We start from the raw sequence: 18064 nt of genomic DNA, 5'->3' as shown, positions 1-18064 counted from the left end.
GCTTTCCCATTCGCGCTCGCCGTGCAAAAATGCGTCATGCTGATTAGAGATAATCGAATCAATGGTGGGTTGATGGTGGTCATCGCGGGCTGACGCGCGATGGTCACTTGCTGGGGGTGACAATGCGAACAGGTTTCTCGGTTGCGCTATTGCTCGTTGTTGCGCTGTCCGCAGCCTTGTGGGCCGCCAATATGTCCACCCCCGATGGGCACCAAGCGGGACACCTGGCGCTGCCGCATGGAGCCTGCGACACGCAAGCGTCCGGGCATGCGGCAGATCACGTGCCCGATCTTGCTCGCCATCGAGAGCATTCCGCGGCACTCGATCTGGTAGCCCTGTGCTCGGAGACGGACACCGCCGTATCGTCGGGCGATTGGAGTGCCCCCTCCACCTGGGCACGGGGGAAGCCGCCCGCCGCCAACGCAAAGGTCCGCATTCCATCCGGGCTGACCGTCAAGGTCGACAAGGAGGTCACGCCCAACATCGACTGGATCCGCGTCGATGGAGCCCTCGCGTGGAGCACCGATCACGCAAGCTCCGTGAATGTAGGAACGATTGTCGTGACGCCCGAAGGCGCACTCGAAATGGGGACCGAAGATCATCCGGTCTCGAAGGCGGTTGTCGCAAAGCTGACCTTTGCCGCTCGCACGTTCCGGGACCGAAAGCGTGATCCGTTCGACATGGCCGGCGGGCTCATTTCGATGGGCGTCATCCGGATTCATGGTGCCGAAAAGACCGCGTGGAAGATACCGCAGAGCCAACTCGTGGCGGGAGTAGCGGTATTCCAGTTCGATCAGCGGCCGTCGAACTGGTCAGTCGGAGATGAATTGATCATACCCGGGACCAGCGACTCGAATGATGAGGACGAAACGCCAGTCGTTGTCAGCGTCGACGGTGAGCGAATTGTACTCGATAGGGTGCTCAAATACACGCATCTAACACCGGACGGCACATCCGTTCCTGTCGGTAACCTGACGAGGAATGTCCGGGTCAGCTCCGAGGCGGCGGCGCCGTTATCGGCGCGAGGCCACATCATGTTCCTGCATCGGCAGACAGGTGTGGTGATTGACGGCGCCGAGTTCCGGGATCTTGGCCGTACCGACACCAAGCGGGCCCAGACCGTGCCCGATCTCGATGAGGCCGGAAACCTGATAGCCGGATCGGACGATAACACTGTCGGCCGATACGCACTTCATTTCCACATCGTCTCCGGCGCACGCATCGATGTCCCGCCGCATGTGGTGCGCAATAGCGTCGTGAGAGGGAGTCCAAAGCATGGCATCGTCAACCATGGTGGTCATCTTCTGGCAGAGAACAATGTGACGTTCGAGATCGCCGGCTCGCATTTCTTTGCGGAGAACGGCACCGAGATTGGATCCTTTCGCGGGAATCTCGCAGTCCGGTCGACCGGATCAGGCGAGGAGCTCGTCAGTCGAATGGGGATATTCGACAATGGCCATCAGGGGCACGGCTTCTGGATGCAAAGCGCCGGTGTCCGCGTAACGGACAACTGGGCGTTTGGGCACGCCGCGGGCGCGTATGTCGTGTTCGGCTATGCGTTTGCGGAAGGAAACAACCGTACCTATTTCGACGCGCGCAATACCGACAATCGCGTCAACGCCGATGCGCAAGGCCGCATTTCGACGTCGGACGTCGATTTGTACTTTGCGCGCAACCAAGCGGCCGGTTCGGCCGACGGGGTCGAGATCTGGAATCACAAGCTGCTTGCGCCGCATCCTTCCCAGAGCCTCATCGAGGATGTGACGGTTTGGAATGTCAGCCGGCATGCGCTCTTCATTCCCTACGTCCGGGACACGCTGATCCGCAACGTCTACGCCTATGGCGGCGAACGTCACATGGACACCGATTTTGCGATCGGAGGAAACTCCCAGACCGAGAACATTACTTTCCAGAATGTTTCGGCCGAGCGGTTTCCCAACGGATTGGTGCTGCCGCGGCGCGGTATCAACACGGTCGATGGCGCGTTCCTCCGCAATCGTACCAACATCATGATCGAATCGGCGAATCGTCCGTTCCGCATGGTTGCGCTCAAGAACATCCACGTTCCGTCCGAGGGCGCGACAACGAACTTCGATCTGAAGGATCTGGCCGTGCCGGCGAATGGCGACGTCGCCATGCTCTTTGAAAACGACCGGATTTTCTGGAGCAATTCCGCCGGCAAAAGTTTCCGGCTGTACTTTGGATCGCAGAACGGAAACTTCGTCCCCTTTGCAGATAACGGGCCAGCCGATCTCAAGGGGTTGACCAGTGGGGAAATCAAGGCTCGCTTTGGCGTCGCGTTCGGCGGTCAGTTGGCGCCGGCCGATGCGAAGCCGCTGCCGCGCAGCAACGCCACAATGGCCTTGGTCGATGCGGACAATTTGGCGCCGACACCGACGGAGCTGGAGTTTGCGCAAAATCCCTCGAACGAACTCTATCCTTTGGCGGGATCGCATATCGTAAACACGGAAGACCAGACTGCGAAAAGCCGCTGGACGTTCGCAGGCACGGCTTCCGGTCCTGAGCATCCCCATTTTGTGTTCGTCAAGAAGACCAGCCCAAAGCTGATCGTGCATCCCTTGCTTCGCAAGCTGGAAATTCACCCTGACGACGTGCGTTACGGCTACCGGCTCGAGGGAATCGTCGCCGATGTGGTCGAAAACCGCGTGACCGAAATGGCGTTCATACAGGACTTCCCTGATCTGCGGCCCGACGGGCAAGGCCATATCGCGCTCGACGTGAAGTTTCCGGATCCTGCCGGGGACATGACATCGCTGCCCTTGTCGCTCACCGTGACGAAACAGGCCGTCAGGCGCGGAAGGAACTACGAGTTCTACAAGCAGGCGCAATATTGCGGGAAGTGTGATTTCGATCCGGAGATGCAGCGAGACGTGCGCGCGATGTTCCCTCAGGTCCAATGACCTTGAACCAGGCGTGGGAACCATACGGGCGCGCGCTGCGCGTCTCCGGAGAGCGCTGGCGCTAGTCGAGGGAATAGCGCCAGAGCGTGAGGCGCTGATTGTAGTTGAGTTGTGCTGGGTTGTACGTGTTGCCCGCGTTGAAGAATTGCAGCTTGCGCGCCGAATGCATGCCGTTCTTGTCCGGTTGTGCGACGAATATGCTGTATCCAGGACCATAGGATGTCGGCAGATAAACCGGCTCGGAAAATGTCTGAAGGTCCTTCGACCAAATGACGCCGATCTTTGAATAGGTCGTGGCGGCGTCATCGTCGCGGGCGTTGGCGAAAATGACGAATTCTCCATTGTCGAGACGGGTCATCGTCATCGCATGGATGTGACAGGCACTTTCGTGCCGGTAGCAGGGATGCAGCGGGTCGGTAAAGTAATGTGAGAAGTAGATCGCAAGGTCGGGCACGATCAGGCTGCCATCGCGATAGAGCTTGAATGTTCGTGAGAAGCGTGCGTTCGACGCAACCTTGTTGGTGGCATCGACCGCGTCGAGGTCCGCGCTGCGTACGATCGAATAGATTGCGTGCGATTGCTTGTCCCAAAAATGCGCCAGCGGATAACGATCCGCCCCGAACAGGCAGCTGTCGCCGTGGTTTGCGGGGTCGGTTACGGTGTCCGCCGTCGCGTCGCTCCATTTCGCGGCAAGAGATCCGCCATAACGCCCATCGAAAGCGATGACGTTCTTGTAGACCGAATACGTTACTTGAGTCTCCGGGCACGGCGTGTAGTTGGCGAGCACGGTCAAAATGCTGATGCTGCCATCGTCGCGAATTGCGACATGCGGATATTCTGGTGCGTAGGCTGGTGAGGGATATTCGGCGATGAGTTGCTTCGGCATCCAGGGCCCGGTGTAGGGCGGCAGTATCTTTGTTATTTCGAGCCGGTGGCTCCTCGAAGGTCCACCGGTCCCATATGCGGAGATAACGATTTCGCCGTCGGGCCCCATAGCTCCTCCAAGGTAGCTAAGAAGCTCGTCACCACGATTCTCGAATGTCGATAGCAAGGCCCATGGGGCGATGCCTGAAGCCTTCGGATCGAGCGAGAGCAACTGGAGGATGGAGCGATGGTCCTTCGCACGGACCCAGTATGCCACGAGCAGCCTGGTTCCATCTGTGAACAACAGCGGGGGATGATAGGCGAGTTCAGCCTGAAAGCCGGCCGGCACGAAGGCGTGTCCCATGTCCAGCGGTTCTGAGAACGTCGTGCCGTTTTTCAGGATTTCAACGCAATACAGGAGTGGCTCGGCGGGATTGCAAGGCGCGAAGATAGGAGCGTACTGATCGTCGTCGATGACGGCGATCATTGGGCTCATCACGGCCCAGCCGATCGGGATCGACGGCTGCGCTTTCCCATCCAGAAGATAGGACGCATCCGCTGTGGCGCCCGCCGCTTCCAGTTTCATTTCCTCAACAAGGCCTTGAGCGCAAGCGGTGTAGGAGACGACAGCAAGCCCGATCGCAATCGCGCAGAGCAGAATGGAATATCCGGCTTTCATCGTTCGCGCGGTGCCACGAATGTGTTGACGTATCTCACTTCCTGAGCTCCGGGTGCGGATCTGGCGGGCTGTCCGCATGTATCCGCCGCGCTCTGGTTGCGCCTTGCGTCCAACGAAGACATTGGATGTTCAAGCCGCCACCATCGACCTCGGATCGCGCACCGGCCAGCGGCCGGCCTCGACCAGCGCGATGAAGTGCTCCACCATCTCGTTGAACAGCGCCGGCTCTTCGAGGTTGAGCACGTGGCCCGACTTCGGGAAGAAGGAGAGGCCGGCGGCCGGCAGATGCTGTTTCAGGAACATGCTGGGCGCGATGCAATTATCGTCCTCGTCGCCGCACAGGATCAGCGCCGGCGTCGCTGCGCGCTTGATCGCGTCGGTCATGGTGTAGATCGAGGGCCTGCCGCCCTGGAAGCTGCGCATCGTGTTGGCCGAGCCCCTGGCGTCGTGCCGGGCGAGCGCGGCGTAGAAATCGGCGTGGCCGCGCGGGTCCTTCACCAGGAACGGAATCCGGCTCGGCGCCTCGCGCGTGGCCTTGGCAACTTCGACCGCGCCGATGGTCTCGTATTGCTCGGCGTTGGCGCGGCACTGGACGCGGAAGGCATCGAGATTCTCGAGGCTCGAGCCGGAGCCGACGGCGGCGAGCGTCATCGAGAGCGCGCGCTCCGGCGCGTTGAGCGCAACCTGCAACGACGAATAGGAGCCCATCGAGAGGCCGATGAAATGCGCACTTGCGATGCCGAGGTGGTCGAGCACGGCGAGCGCGTCGGAATAGAAATGCTTGTAGGTGTAGACGTTGGCACTCGCAGGCACGTCCGACGGCGTGTAGCCGCGCGCGGAGTAGGCGATGCAGCGGTGGCCGCGCGAGAAGTAGCGCATCTGCGGTTCCCAGTTGGTGTGATCCGCAGCGAACTCGTGCATGAAGATGATCGGGGTGCCGCTCCCGGCCTCCTCGAAATGGAGTCGGACATTATCTTTCGTGACGGCATGGGGCATTGAAATTCTCCTCTCGTTGGCCGGCCTCAGATTTGCAATTAATTTCCGCGGCTGCAATGCGGCAGTTCTGACTATTTTCGTCATGGAATTTGCTCGGAATGACCCCGAAATCGTTTCGGCAGCGCCGCACGAAGTCTTCCTCTCGCCACACCGCGATTTTCAAAACCACCGCCGCGTTTCCCAGGGGAATGACAAGGGAATGCGACGGGGAGTTGGGGGGCGTTACAGAGGATCTCGTGAAGTATGGTTCAGTTGCTTGCGTATCGCCGGTCGCTTCGTGTTTTGGCGCTGGCTCTGTGTTCGCTCACTCTCGCCGTGATCGCCGCCGCTCCGGCATCCGCCCGTCCGCATCATTCACGCCACGCGCATTCGGCCCATGTCGGCCATCACGCGCGCCACTCCGCCCATCGTCACTATCGGCACACGGTGCGACTGTCGCGCGCCGAGCGTCGCGAGCAGATCCAGGAGGCGGGCGGCTTCACCGAGGCCAGCGCATCCGCGTTGCCGGGCAACGATGAAGCCGTGCCCAACACCGGCGGTGTGAGCATGGCGGGCGGCTTCGGCTCGTCCGGCATCGTCGCCACGGCGCGCCGCTATCTCGGCGGCGGCAACCCGACCGGCCGCTCCAGCCTGTGGTGCGCGCGCTTCATGAACATGGTGCTGCAGCAAACCGGCCATCGCGGCACCGGATCCGACATGGCGAGCTCGTTCGCGAAATACGGCACGCGCGTTTCCGGTCCGCAGGTCGGCGCCATCGCCGTGATGGGCCGCCGCGGCGGCGGTCATGTCGGCATCATCACCGGCGTCGACGCCAAGGGCAATCCGATCATGATCTCGGGCAACAGCAGCCATCGCGTCCGCGAGACGCCAGTCTCGCGCGGCCGGATCTACGCCTATGTGATGCCGGCGAACTGATCGGTCGAAAGGGCGGGCTCGGCGTGCGCGCCTTGCCCTCTCTACGAAATGACAGGCTGCTCGGCGGCAATCATGTCGCCGACGGCCGCGCCGCCCTCGCTGATGATCTCGGCGTAGATGCCGCATTCATTGTTGCCGAAGCGCTGCATCAGCGTGTTCGGGACCGAGAGGTCGCGTGCGCCGGTATCGGGATCGACATTGACCGCGGCACAGCGGGTGATGCGCTTCACCACTTTGGCTCGCGCGCTGCCGATCGCGATCGTCTGGTCGAGCAGGCCAGCTTCATGCCAGGCCGGCCAGCCCTCGACATAGAGGTTGGCGCGGAAGCGCAGCGGATGGACCGGCGCCTGCACCATCTCCTCGATCGCCCGCAGGCTCGCCAGGTTGATGATCGAGACCACCTTGCGCGGCACGTCGGAGAAACTGTGCCCGGGGCTCACCAGCACCTTGGGCGGTCCCTTGATCTGGCCGGCGTGGCGATCGGCAAAATAGCGCTCGATCGCCGCGCGCCCGGCTGCCGTTTCGAGATCGCCCTGGGCTACCATCGCGCCATCCCGGCGCAGCGTCAGCACGTGGCTGTCGTCGTCGTAATGGGCGCGCAGCGGCGCCAACCACTCGTCCCGCTGCAGCATCAGGAAATGCGGCTTCGCCAGCCATTTCGGAGCTGATGCATCGAAGCCGCTCGGGCCGTTCTCGATCGCGTAGCGGCGATCCGAGCGGAGCGTCTCGCCGACCTTGAGCTCTGTGCGGGGCAGGGGCTCGGGCGTCAGACCCTTAACGGGGTAGCGGTAGATGCCGGTGATCCGGGCGAAGGAAGCGTGCGTGGTGTCCATCCGCCCGCTCTAGCCTGTTTGACGGGCGAGGAGAACCGCCGCCAGCGGTGAGGCTGCTAGTCGGGCCGCGCCGCGCCTTCGGTGTCGAGGACACGCTGCATGAACACGAGTTCGAGCCAGCGGCCGAACTTGCGTCCGACCTCCGGCATCCTGGCGACCTCGACAAAGCCCAACTGCGCGTGCAGCCGGAGCGAGGCGGGATTGCCGCCGTCGATGCCGGCGATCATGACGTGCTTGCCGAGCGCGGTGGCCGCGGCGATCAGCTCGTCGACGATGAGGCGGCCAAGCCCGCGGCCGCGATGGTCGGCATGGATATAGACGCTGTGCTCGACGCTGTAGCGGTAACCGGGGAAGGCCCGGAAGTCGCCGAACGTGCCATACCCCAGCACCACAGGCCCTTCGGCCGCGACCAGCACCGGGTAGCCGAGCGCCAGCCGGGCCTGCATCCATGCCAGCCGCTCGGCCTCGGAATCCTGCTTCTCCGTCCAGATCGCGTTCGAGTTGACGACCGCCTCATTGAAGATCGCGGTGATCGCAGGAATGTCGTCCTCGGTGGCGGGACGGATAATCATCGTGGTTCCTTTAGCGAGCCTCTTGAATGGACCCTATCGTCTACTATATAAGACGACATGTCAATTATAGAAGACAACGCCGATGAGGCTCTCGGGCGGCGGGTTCGCGCCGAACGGGAGGGGCGCGGCTGGTCGCTGGCGGAACTCGCCGGGCGGGCAGGCGTGTCCAAGGCCATGCTGAGCAAAATCGAACGGGCGGAGGCAAGCCCGACGGCGGCAACGCTGTCGCGGATCGCCACCGCCTATGGCCTGACCATGGCCGCGCTGTTCGAGGTTGCCTCGGCCACTTCCCGCCTGCAGCGGGCCAAGGATCAGCCGGTATGGCGGGATCCGAAGGCGGCCTATCTGCGACGGCAGGTGTTCCTGCACCCGGCCAATCCGCTGGAGCTGGTCGAGGTCGAACTGCCTGCCAGGCAGGAAGCCGGCTTCCCCGCCAGTGCCTATCATCTGGTCCGTCAGGTGGTCTGGGTGATCAGCGGCCGCCTCACCTTGATGGAAGGCGTGGAGCGTCACGAGCTCGCAGCGGGTGACCGCGTCGAGCTTGGTCCGCCGTCGGACATCGTCTTCCGTAACGAAACTACTCAGCCCTGCCGCTACCTTGTCGCCATCGTGCGGCGCTGAGCTCGATCGGGCGAAATCGCGGACTGTGGCTCTTCCGTTTCGGAACCAAGTGCCCACATCTGCGGCAAGCCTGAAAAATGATGGCGACGACCAGAGGCTGGTTGAGGAACGTCAACGCGGCCCGCGGAAACCCAATGAAGATGCCGTTGTCATGCCTGAATGGGTGACGATGGCAGGCCGAGGGAAAACGAATGAACATTGAGAAGTACACCGAGCGCTCGCGCGGATTCATCCAGTCTGCCCAATCGCTCGCAATGCGTGACGGTCACCAGCAGTTCTCACCGCTGCATCTGTTGAAGGTGCTGCTGGACGACAATGAGGGGCTCGCCGGCGGTCTGATCGACCGTGCCGGCGGCAATTCCAGAGCGATCCTGAAAGCGACCGAAGAGGCGCTGAACAAGCTGCCGAAGGTCTCGGGCAGCGGTGCCGGGCAGGTTTACCTGTCGCCGGAGCTGGCGCGCGCCTTCGATGCGGCGGAAAAAGCCGCCGACAAGACCGGCGACAGCTATGTCACCGTCGAGCGGCTGCTGCTCGGGCTGACGCTCGAGAAGGGCAGCGAGGCGGCCTCCATCCTGAGCAAGGGCGGCGTCACCGCGCAGAACCTGAATGCGGCGATCGAAGCGCTGCGCAAGGGCCGCACTGCGGACAGTGCGACTGCCGAGAACGCCTATGACGCGCTGAAGAAATATGCCCGCGACCTGACCCAGGCTGCGCGCGACGGCAAGCTCGACCCGGTGATCGGCCGCGACGAGGAGATCCGTCGTACCATCCAGGTGCTGTCGCGGCGAACCAAGAACAATCCCGTCCTGATCGGTGAACCCGGCGTCGGCAAGACCGCGATCGTCGAGGGCCTGGCGCTGCGCATCCTCAACGGCGACGTGCCGGAGAGCCTGAAGGACAAGAAGCTGCTGTCGCTCGACATGGGCGCCTTGATCGCCGGCGCGAAATATCGCGGCGAGTTCGAGGAGCGGCTGAAATCCGTCCTGCAGGAGGTCTCGACCGCCGAGGGCGGCATCATCCTGTTCATCGACGAGATGCACACGCTGATCGGCGCCGGCAAGACCGACGGTGCGATGGACGCGTCCAACCTGTTGAAGCCTGCGCTCGCACGCGGTGAGCTGCACTGTATCGGTGCGACCACGCTCGACGAGTACCGCAAGCATGTCGAGAAGGATGCGGCGCTGGCCCGCCGGTTCCAGCCGATCTATGTCAGCGAGCCGACGGTCGAGGACACCATCTCGATCCTGCGCGGCTTGAAGGACAAATACGAGCAGCACCACGGCGTGCGCATCACCGACTCCGCGTTGGTGGCCGCGACCACGCTGTCGAACCGCTACATCACCGACCGCTTCCTGCCCGACAAGGCCATCGACCTGATGGACGAGGCGGCGGCGCGGCTGAAGATGCAGGTCGATTCGAAGCCGGAGGAGCTCGATTCGCTGGATCGCGACATCATCCGGCTCAAGATCGAGCAGGAGGCGCTGAAGAAGGAGAACGATGCCGGGTCCAAGAGCAGGCTGCAAAGCCTGGAGAAGGAACTGGCCGGACTCGAGGAAAGGTCGACCGCGCTGACGGCGCGCTGGAGTGCGGAGAAGAACAAGCTCTCCAATGCCCAGAAGCTGAAGAGCGAACTCGATGCGCTCCGCGTCGAGCTGGCCAATGCGCAGCGTCGCGGCGAATTCCAGAAGGCAGGCGAGCTGGCCTATGGCCGGATCCCCGACTTGGAGAAGAAGCTCGCCGACATCGAAGCTGCCGAAAGCAGCAGGCCGAACGGCGGCGCGATGATGGAAGAGGCGGTCACCGCCAACCATATCGCGCAGGTCGTCTCGCGCTGGACCGGCGTGCCGGTCGACAAGATGCTCGAGGGCGAAAAGGACAAGCTCCTGAAAATGGAGGATGCGCTCGCCAAGCGCGTCGTCGGCCAGGCCGAAGCCGTGCGTGCGGTGGCAACCGCCGTGCGCCGTGCCCGCGCCGGCCTGCAGGATCCGAACCGGCCGACCGGCTCGTTCATGTTCTTGGGGCCGACCGGCGTCGGCAAGACCGAGCTGACCAAGGCGCTCGCCGCTGATCTGTTCAACGACGAGACCGCGATGGTCCGCCTCGACATGTCCGAGTTCATGGAGAAGCACTCGGTCTCGCGGCTGATCGGCGCGCCTCCCGGCTATGTCGGTTACGACGAGGGTGGTGCACTGACCGAAGCCGTTCGGCGCCGGCCCTACCAGGTCGTGCTGTTCGACGAGATCGAGAAGGCGCATCCCGACGTCTTCAACGTGTTGTTGCAGGTGCTCGATGACGGCCGCCTGACCGATGGTCAGGGCCGCACCGTCGATTTCCGCAACACGCTGATCATCATGACCTCGAACCTCGGTTCGGAATTCCTGGTGAACCAGCCGGAAGGCGAGGACACCGCGGCGGTCCGCGATCAGGTGATGGGTGTCGTGCGGGCGCATTTCAGGCCGGAATTCCTGAACCGCATCGACGAGATCATCCTGTTCCACCGGCTGCAGCGGAACGAGATGGGCCGCATCGTCGAGATCCAGTTCGCGCGGCTGACCAAGCTGCTCGAGGATCGCAAGATCGAGCTCACGCTCGATGCGAAAGCGCGGGACTGGCTCGCCGAGAAGGGATGGGATCCGGCTTACGGCGCCCGTCCGCTGAAGCGGGTGATCCAGCGCAGCGTGCAGGATCCGCTGGCCGAGATGATCCTCGCCGGCGAGGTCAAGGACGGTGATCGCGTGCTGATTTCGGTGAAGGGCAACGTGCTGACCTTCAACGGTCAGCCGTCCAAGACTGCCGAGATCGTGCAATTCGATGCCCCGGTCTCGAAGCGCAAGCTGAACTGAACGCAACAAAAGAACTCTTCCCGCACGCTGCGGGGAGGGTTTGTTGCGCGAATCACTCCTGCGGGGCGATAGGCGGTGAGGGCTCGTCGTCCTCGACGGGCTCGAGTTCTGTGAGAATGTCGACCAGTTCGCGGGCGCGGCCGGTGGCCAGCGGCCTGCCGTCATTCATCAGCGGCTCGTCATTGGCGAGCCAGGCCTGAGCCTCGGCAAGTTCGGTGATCGTCGCCCCGGATGCGATAATCCGGGCAATCGTGACGTCGTCGGCGTTGCCGACCGCTTTCAGCACGTCGTCGCGGGTGAGGCTGGCCATCCGCGCCTCCTCTGCAAGGGGTTGCTTGGTCGAGACAAGCCGAATCGATGGCGGATCGTTCCGCGCGGAACGGCCTGATGCAGGTTCCGCGCTTAGCGGTTGGTGATGGAGCGGGTCTGCGACGTGGAGCTGGTCGCGTCCGAGACGATGCGCGAGCTGCCGCGGCTCGACATCTGGGCTTCGATCTTGTCGCGAGCCTGTTCGAAGCTCGCCAGCATCGGGCCTTCGAGCGAGCGGCCGCGCGGCAGTTTCACGCGCATCGGATCGACGAATCTGCCGTTGACCAGGATTTCGTAGTGGACGTGCGGGCCGGTCGACTGGCCGGTCGAGCCGACGAAGCCGATCACCTGGCCCTGCCGCACCTTCTTGCCGATCTCCATGCCCTTGGCGAAGGCCGACATGTGACCGTAGGCCGTCTCATAGCCGTTGGAATGCTTCATGCGGATATATTTGCCGTAACCGCCTTCGTATCCGACCTTCTCGAGCACGCCATTGCCGGAAGCGAAGATCGGCGTGCCGTAGGCGGTGGCCCAGTCGACGCCGGTGTGCATCTTCACATAGCCGAGGATCGGGTGGCGGCGGCCGCCGAAGCCCGAACGCATGATCGCGTTGTTGACCGGCTTACGCACCAGGAACTTCTTCGCGCTCTTGCCGGTCTCGTCATAGTAATCGACGAGGCCGTCGTCGGAGCTCTGGAAGCGGTAGTATTTCTTGGTTTCGCCGCCCACGGTCAGCGCGGCGTAGAGCACTTCGGTCTTTTCGGTGCTGGTGACGCCCTCGTCCTCGCCGGCATAGAACACGTCGAACGAGTCGCCCGGCTGCACCTTGCGCTGGAAATCGACGTCGTAGGAGTAGATCTTGACCATGTCGTCGATCACGGTCGGCGGCACCTTGTTGCGCAGCGCGGTCTCGTAAATGCTCTGATAGAGCCGCACGCCGCTGCCATCATCCTCGTCATCGTCGCTGGAATTATCCGCGGTTTCGTTGACGGTGTTCATGCTCTGCACGTCGACGGCGACGTATTTGCCGAGATCGGACAGGGCGGCGACGGCTTCGACGGCGGAATCATTGGCGACGACGACGCGATAGGGCTGCAGCCTGACATTCGGTCCGGGAGCTGCCGGCGCCATCAGGATTCGCACCTTCTGGCCTTCCTTCAGGCCGCCGTCGCGGCCGCGCGGGCCCAGCATTGCGGCAATCGCCTTCGCCTCGTCCGATGTCGCGCCCTGATCGCGCAGGATCGAGGTGATGGTGTCGCCTTTCTTGACGAGGTGAACCCGCTCACCGACCGGATTGCCGCCGGTGACCTGCTCCTTGGTCTTCGGTAGCAGCGTGACGTTCTCCGGCACCACGCGGGTCTCGAAGCCTGCATAGGGATCGGAGGTGTTGCCCTCGGTGGCGTAGGCCATCCTCATGTCGGGGGCGGCGCCGCTTGCGTCGGCCGTGGCATTGGCCAGTGAAGCGTAGCGCACCGAATTGCCGGAGCCGCGCCAGTTGGCGGCGTCACGAACCCGCATCAGCACGTCGTCGAGCGCGACAACGGCGGCGAGCTTGGCTTTCGGCAGCACGGATCCGAGATCCTTGGTGACGAACGAGACCTCGGCGTCGGGCTCGGCGGCGTCGGCCGCATTCGGATCCTCGGCCGCCGCCGGCGTGTTGGAGCCGACATCGGTCAACAGACGCTGCGCGTTGAACGCCGGAATCTTGGACGACAGATCGCTCGTGGTCATCGAGAGATTGCCGGAAATCCGGATGAAGGGCCGTACCCGCATCACGTCGCGATTGCCGACGCGGGTCACGGTCGACACGCGCACCAGGCTGCGGGAGGCGGAAGATTCGCTCGGCGGCGGCAGGCGGTCACCCTTGTGTAGGCTGACGACGCGATCATTGCCGGTAAAGGCGCCGCGCAGCGCGCCTTCGACGCGCTCCGGCACCTTGGCGAAGGTCATCTCGCCGTCGAGCGACGCAAAAACGGCGCCGCCGATCAGGGCCGCGCCACATAAGCCAGTCAGAATGGTGCCGCTGAACCATTGAACGGAGACACGGCGGCGATCGATCACCGCAGCCTCGGTGCCGTCGACTGAAAGCGGCGGTTCGTGACCGAGATCGATCATCCCGGTCTCGCGCCCAATGCCGCTTCCGCGTGACGCCCGTTGGCTCAACCCTGTATCCCCCCAAATTCCAGCAACTGCGATCGTCCTCTGCTCGTCCTCATCTCCACCTCGCTCCCTCCGAGAGGGAATTCGGCAGCGTGGCGAGCCACACGCATCGAAGTCGAAGAGACGAAGGCCATTCGCTGGCCGCGATCCCGAACGTCAATGGTGTGCAGATCTCTCGATATTGCTCGGCCGTGTAGGGAAGAGGCGACGGGTTCTTGGAGAAAATCGCCTGGTCCCCAGAAAAACCACCCGTGCCCCCACAGGTTACGAGCGGTTCAGTGCATGTCTTATAGCCAGAACGTCGCAGGATTGTGGCTCAAGTGCGGCATTTTGGGTGGAAAAGTTTCCTGAAGCAGGTCCATGCCGCCACCCCGCCTGGAGCGGCTTGGAACCCGTTCGGAAGGGGCTGACGAGCCCTCCGGCGACAAACTTTTTTTCAAGTTTTTTACCACGCGCGCCGGGTGGCGAATTTTTACCTCCGGCCTAAGCCACGGAAAGAACGGGAATTTCTTCGCACTGCACAAGCGATTTCGGCGTGCGACGATTTGTTGACAATGGCCGTTGACAATCCCGAGGGGTGGGGACTATAAACCAACCACTGAGCGCGGCGCCGCCGGGTCACTGACCAAGGCGAGCGAACGCGCCACTGATGCTCCTCACCTCGTTGATGAGTGACACAACAGCCGACATAAATCGGTTGAGGTTCACTGTCGGTTGGTGAAGGGTAGAACCACCCTCTAAGGGTGTGGGGTCATCGGATCCCGGGCTGTTTGACAAGTGAAGATGAAGAAAGAGAAACGTGGACGGCGGAGTCCTTGCGTCTCTCGGAAAACTTGAAAGCTTCGGCTTTTGACTTCTGAGAGTGGACGAAAGACTTCGGCGGTACACGTTTTAAAGGTTACACCATCGTTGCCAGCGATGTGAATCGTCGGCAGCTCATCGGCTTCGGTCGGTGAAGAATGGTGGGACCTCGTCAAACGTTGTGATCAGCCGGTTCAAAAGTTTCAAGTCCAACTTGAGAGTTTGATCCTGGCTCAGAGCGAACGCTGGCGGCAGGCTTAACACATGCAAGTCGAGCGGGCATAGCAATATGTCAGCGGCAGACGGGTGAGTAACGCGTGGGAACGTACCTTTTGGTTCGGAACAACACAGGGAAACTTGTGCTAATACCGGATAAGCCCTTACGGGGAAAGATTTATCGCCGAAAGATCGGCCCGCGTCTGATTAGCTAGTTGGTGAGGTAACGGCTCACCAAGGCGACGATCAGTAGCTGGTCTGAGAGGATGATCAGCCACATTGGGACTGAGACACGGCCCAAACTCCTACGGGAGGCAGCAGTGGGGAATATTGGACAATGGGCGCAAGCCTGATCCAGCCATGCCGCGTGAGTGATGAAGGCCCTAGGGTTGTAAAGCTCTTTTGTGCGGGAAGATAATGACGGTACCGCAAGAATAAGCCCCGGCTAACTTCGTGCCAGCAGCCGCGGTAATACGAAGGGGGCTAGCGTTGCTCGGAATCACTGGGCGTAAAGGGTGCGTAGGCGGGTCTTTAAGTCAGGGGTGAAATCCTGGAGCTCAACTCCAGAACTGCCTTTGATACTGAAGATCTTGAGTTCGGGAGAGGTGAGTGGAACTGCGAGTGTAGAGGTGAAATTCGTAGATATTCGCAAGAACACCAGTGGCGAAGGCGGCTCACTGGCCCGATACTGACGCTGAGGCACGAAAGCGTGGGGAGCAAACAGGATTAGATACCCTGGTAGTCCACGCCGTAAACGATGAATGCCAGCCGTTAGTGGGTTTACTCACTAGTGGCGCAGCTAACGCTTTAAGCATTCCGCCTGGGGAGTACGGTCGCAAGATTAAAACTCAAAGGAATTGACGGGGGCCCGCACAAGCGGTGGAGCATGTGGTTTAATTCGACGCAACGCGCAGAACCTTACCAGCCCTTGACATCCCGGTCGCGGACTCCAGAGATGGAGTTCTTCAGTTCGGCTGGACCGGAGACAGGTGCTGCATGGCTGTCGTCAGCTCGTGTCGTGAGATGTTGGGTTAAGTCCCGCAACGAGCGCAACCCCCGTCCTTAGTTGCTACCATTTAGTTGAGCACTCTAAGGAGACTGCCGGTGATAAGCCGCGAGGAAGGTGGGGATGACGTCAAGTCCTCATGGCCCTTACGGGCTGGGCTACACACGTGCTACAATGGCGGTGACAATGGGATGCTAAGGGGCGACCCTTCGCAAATCTCAAAAAGCCGTCTCAGTTCGGATTGGGCTCTGCAACTCGAGCCCATGAAGTTGGAATCGCTAGTAATCGTGGATCAGCACGCCACGGTGAATACGTTCCCGGGCCTTGTACACACCGCCCGTCACACCATGGGAGTTGGTTTTACCTGAAGACGGTGCGCTAACCGAAAGGGGGCAGCCGGCCACGGTAGGGTCAGCGACTGGGGTGAAGTCGTAACAAGGTAGCCGTAGGGGAACCTGCGGCTGGATCACCTCCTTTCTAAGGATGATCCTTCAGCGAGCTCACGCTCACTATCGGATCGTTTTAGAAACATTCAGGGGCCAACAGTTTCAGGATTGTTGAGCTCCATTGGCGGGATTTCGCCGTCTTCGTTTCTCTTTCTTCGCGGACGAACACGCGCCAGGGGCTGAGCGCTGTGCGATGCACCGACTTCACGTCGGGTGCGCGCCGGCATGTCTCTCGTGTTAGGGGCTTGTAGCTCAGTTGGTTAGAGCGCGCGCTTGATAAGCGTGAGGTCGGAAGTTCAAGTCTTCCCAGGCCCACCATTTTGATCGAGTGCGGAGCATTCGTCTTCTGGTACGGGGCCATAGCTCAGCTGGGAGAGCGCGTGCTTTGCAAGCATGAGGTCGTCGGTTCGATCCCGTCTGGCTCCACCAGATGGAATTGAAGCTCGACAATGCACCTTGTGCAGAAGCTCTGTTCATATCGTCCGCGAAACATCACTTCGCACTCATTGGTCCGGATGGACGGTGACGTGCGTGTTTTCTGACATCGTAAAGAGGAGATCGATCCGAGTTTGGATCTGCGAAGCAATTCGCGGGTACCATTCCTAATCTCCAGATCGTTTTCGGCGCTCGCGCATCGCAGCTCATCGCAAGATGAGTGAGGTGAGCGAGTTGTAAAACGATCTTTGTAGCGAAGCTTGACCGCCTCGCTATCGGGCCGATCTTACGAAGCAAGCTGGTCTTTCTAGTCAATGTCCGGCTGTGCAATCGCATTCATCGAGGATGCACGCCTGAGACTTCGGTCTTCTGGCAGTTGTACAGACAACATTCTGCCGAGTGTGTGGACATTGATAATGAGAGCAATCAAGTGCCTTAAGGGTGTTCGGTGGATGCCTTGGCGCTGAGAGGCGATGAAGGACGTGCTACGCTGCGATAAGCCGTGGGGAGCTGCGAAGAAGCTTTGATCCACGGATTTCCGAATGGGGAAACCCACCTTCGATAGCTGGAACTCCAAGATCTCCGATCTTGGGGTTTGAACAGCGATGTTTGAGACCAAGCCGCGAGGTTTTGGATTTCCAGTTATCAAGTGAAGGTATGAGACTTCCGAATAAAATAGGAGGTTTTAAGCAAACCCAGGGAACTGAAACATCTAAGTACCTGGAGGAAAGGACATCAATCGAGACTCCGTTAGTAGTGGCGAGCGAACGCGGACCAGGCCAGTGATACATCAAAGACAATCGGAACCAGTCAGGAAAGCTGGGCCTCAGAGGGTGATAGCCCCGTACGAGTAATGCGATGATGTATCCACGAGTAAGGCGGGACACGTGTAATCCTGTCTGAACACGGGGGGACCACTCTCCAAGCCTAAGTACTCCTCAGCGACCGATAGTGAACCAGTACCGTGAGGGAAAGGTGAAAAGCACCCCGACGAGGGGAGTGAAATAGACCTGAAACCGGACACCTACAAACAGATGGAGCCCAAGATACGTTCTGGGTGACATCGTACCTTTTGTATTATGGGCCAGCGACTTAATTTAACGAGCAAGCTTAAGCCGATAGGCGAAGGCGTAGCGAAAGCGAGTCTGAATAGGGCGTCAAGTTCGTTGTATTAGACCCGAAACCTAGTGATCTAGCCATGAGCAGGTTGAAGGTGAGGTAACACTCACTGGAGGACCGAACGGGTGTCTGTTGAAAAAGACTCCGATGACTTGTGGTTAGGGGTGAAAGGCCAATCAAACTGGGAAATAGCTGGTTCTCCGCGAAAGATATTTAGGTATCGCCTCGGATGAATACCTCAGGGGGTAGAGCACTGGATGGGCTAGGGGGACTTACCGTCTTACCAAACCCAACCAAACTCCGAATACCTGAGAGTACTATCCGGGAG

The 18064-nt window shown here is 61.0% G+C and carries 10 protein-coding genes, 2 tRNA genes and 2 rRNA genes (1 of these 14 only partly in view); 8 read left to right on the top strand and 6 right to left on the bottom strand.

What is annotated here, in order from left to right:
- Window positions 1-122 precede the first annotated feature (122 nt).
- The gene (locus H8A95_RS07170) at window positions 123-2921 is read left to right on the top strand and encodes a G8 domain-containing protein (RefSeq protein ID WP_229182525.1); all 2799 of its coding nucleotides are present in this window, start codon (window positions 123-125) and stop codon (window positions 2919-2921) included.
- A gap of 61 nt (window positions 2922-2982) precedes the next feature.
- Here the strand turns inward: H8A95_RS07170 and H8A95_RS07165 are convergent, their stop codons facing one another.
- Both H8A95_RS07165 and H8A95_RS07160 read right to left on the bottom strand, forming a co-directional pair.
- A complete protein-coding gene (locus H8A95_RS07165; RefSeq protein WP_229182524.1) occupies window positions 2983-4464 on the bottom strand; it encodes a hypothetical protein in 1482 nt (493 codons plus the stop codon).
- A 129-nt stretch (window positions 4465-4593) separates the two neighbouring features.
- Complete coding sequence (locus tag H8A95_RS07160; RefSeq protein WP_229182523.1) at window positions 4594-5460, bottom strand: alpha/beta fold hydrolase; 867 nt, start codon at window positions 5458-5460, stop codon at window positions 4594-4596.
- A gap of 243 nt (window positions 5461-5703) precedes the next feature.
- On the opposite strand from H8A95_RS07160, the gene H8A95_RS07155 reads away from it, so the two are divergent.
- Window positions 5704-6375, top strand: a complete 672-nt coding sequence (locus H8A95_RS07155; protein WP_229182522.1) for a TIGR02594 family protein — start codon at window positions 5704-5706, stop codon at window positions 6373-6375.
- A gap of 41 nt (window positions 6376-6416) precedes the next feature.
- On the opposite strand, the gene H8A95_RS07150 is transcribed toward H8A95_RS07155, so the two are convergent.
- Together H8A95_RS07150 and H8A95_RS07145 are read right to left on the bottom strand one after the other, a co-directional pair.
- On the bottom strand, window positions 6417-7208 hold the full coding sequence (locus H8A95_RS07150) for an MOSC domain-containing protein (RefSeq protein WP_229182521.1): 792 nt from the start codon (window positions 7206-7208) through the stop codon (window positions 6417-6419).
- Window positions 7209-7264: 56 nt separating this feature from the next.
- Entirely contained in the window at window positions 7265-7780 is a 516-nt protein-coding gene (locus tag H8A95_RS07145; protein WP_229182520.1) for a GNAT family N-acetyltransferase, read from the bottom strand.
- 57 nt (window positions 7781-7837) lie between these two features.
- Between H8A95_RS07145 and H8A95_RS07140 the strand changes: the two genes are divergently transcribed.
- Entirely contained in the window at window positions 7838-8401 is a 564-nt protein-coding gene (locus H8A95_RS07140; RefSeq protein WP_229182519.1) for a helix-turn-helix domain-containing protein, read from the top strand.
- A 191-nt stretch (window positions 8402-8592) separates the two neighbouring features.
- Window positions 8593-11244 (top strand): ATP-dependent chaperone ClpB, encoded by a 2652-nt coding sequence (gene clpB / locus H8A95_RS07135; protein WP_229182518.1) that lies wholly within the window; start codon window positions 8593-8595, stop codon window positions 11242-11244.
- Between the two features lie 52 nt (window positions 11245-11296).
- Here clpB and H8A95_RS07130 read toward each other — a convergent pair whose 3' ends face one another.
- Both H8A95_RS07130 and H8A95_RS07125 read right to left on the bottom strand, forming a co-directional pair.
- Window positions 11297-11554 (bottom strand): hypothetical protein, encoded by a 258-nt coding sequence (locus H8A95_RS07130; RefSeq protein ID WP_229182517.1) that lies wholly within the window; start codon window positions 11552-11554, stop codon window positions 11297-11299.
- A 92-nt stretch (window positions 11555-11646) separates the two neighbouring features.
- On the bottom strand, window positions 11647-13716 hold the full coding sequence (locus H8A95_RS07125) for a M23 family metallopeptidase (protein WP_229182516.1): 2070 nt from the start codon (window positions 13714-13716) through the stop codon (window positions 11647-11649).
- A gap of 1008 nt (window positions 13717-14724) precedes the next feature.
- Between H8A95_RS07125 and H8A95_RS07120 the strand changes: the two genes are divergently transcribed.
- From H8A95_RS07120 to H8A95_RS07105, 4 genes are all read left to right on the top strand, one after another.
- Window positions 14725-16213: ribosomal RNA gene (locus tag H8A95_RS07120) — 16S ribosomal RNA — on the top strand.
- 210 nt (window positions 16214-16423) lie between these two features.
- Window positions 16424-16500 (top strand) — tRNA-Ile (locus H8A95_RS07115).
- Window positions 16501-16535: 35 nt separating this feature from the next.
- A tRNA-Ala gene (locus H8A95_RS07110) sits at window positions 16536-16611 on the top strand.
- A gap of 430 nt (window positions 16612-17041) precedes the next feature.
- A 23S ribosomal RNA gene (locus H8A95_RS07105) occupies window positions 17042-18064 on the top strand; it runs 1823 nt beyond the window's last position.
- The 16S and 23S rRNA genes sit together here with 2 tRNA genes alongside, the layout of an rRNA operon.

It is taken from the genome of Bradyrhizobium oropedii (assembly GCF_020889685.1).
Lineage (GTDB): Bacteria > Pseudomonadota > Alphaproteobacteria > Rhizobiales > Xanthobacteraceae > Bradyrhizobium > Bradyrhizobium oropedii.
Note: the sequence above shows the minus strand (reverse complement) of the source record. Positions and strands in the feature narration are given on the sequence as shown.

What these genes read in the sequence shown, in the direction of transcription:
- clpB (WP_229182518.1), top strand. Translation starts at nt 8,593, where the DNA reads ATGAACATTGAGAAGTACACCGAGCGCTCGCGCGGATTCATCCAGTCT.
- H8A95_RS07150 (WP_229182521.1), bottom strand. Translation starts at nt 7,208, where the DNA reads ATGGACACCACGCACGCTTCCTTCGCCCGGATCACCGGCATCTACCGC.
- H8A95_RS07170 (WP_229182525.1), top strand. Translation starts at nt 123, where the DNA reads ATGCGAACAGGTTTCTCGGTTGCGCTATTGCTCGTTGTTGCGCTGTCC.
- H8A95_RS07145 (WP_229182520.1), bottom strand. Translation starts at nt 7,780, where the DNA reads ATGATTATCCGTCCCGCCACCGAGGACGACATTCCTGCGATCACCGCG.
- H8A95_RS07130 (WP_229182517.1), bottom strand. Translation starts at nt 11,554, where the DNA reads ATGGCCAGCCTCACCCGCGACGACGTGCTGAAAGCGGTCGGCAACGCC.
- H8A95_RS07140 (WP_229182519.1), top strand. Translation starts at nt 7,838, where the DNA reads ATGTCAATTATAGAAGACAACGCCGATGAGGCTCTCGGGCGGCGGGTT.
- H8A95_RS07160 (WP_229182523.1), bottom strand. Translation starts at nt 5,460, where the DNA reads ATGCCCCATGCCGTCACGAAAGATAATGTCCGACTCCATTTCGAGGAG.
- H8A95_RS07155 (WP_229182522.1), top strand. Translation starts at nt 5,704, where the DNA reads ATGGTTCAGTTGCTTGCGTATCGCCGGTCGCTTCGTGTTTTGGCGCTG.
- H8A95_RS07165 (WP_229182524.1), bottom strand. Translation starts at nt 4,464, where the DNA reads ATGAAAGCCGGATATTCCATTCTGCTCTGCGCGATTGCGATCGGGCTT.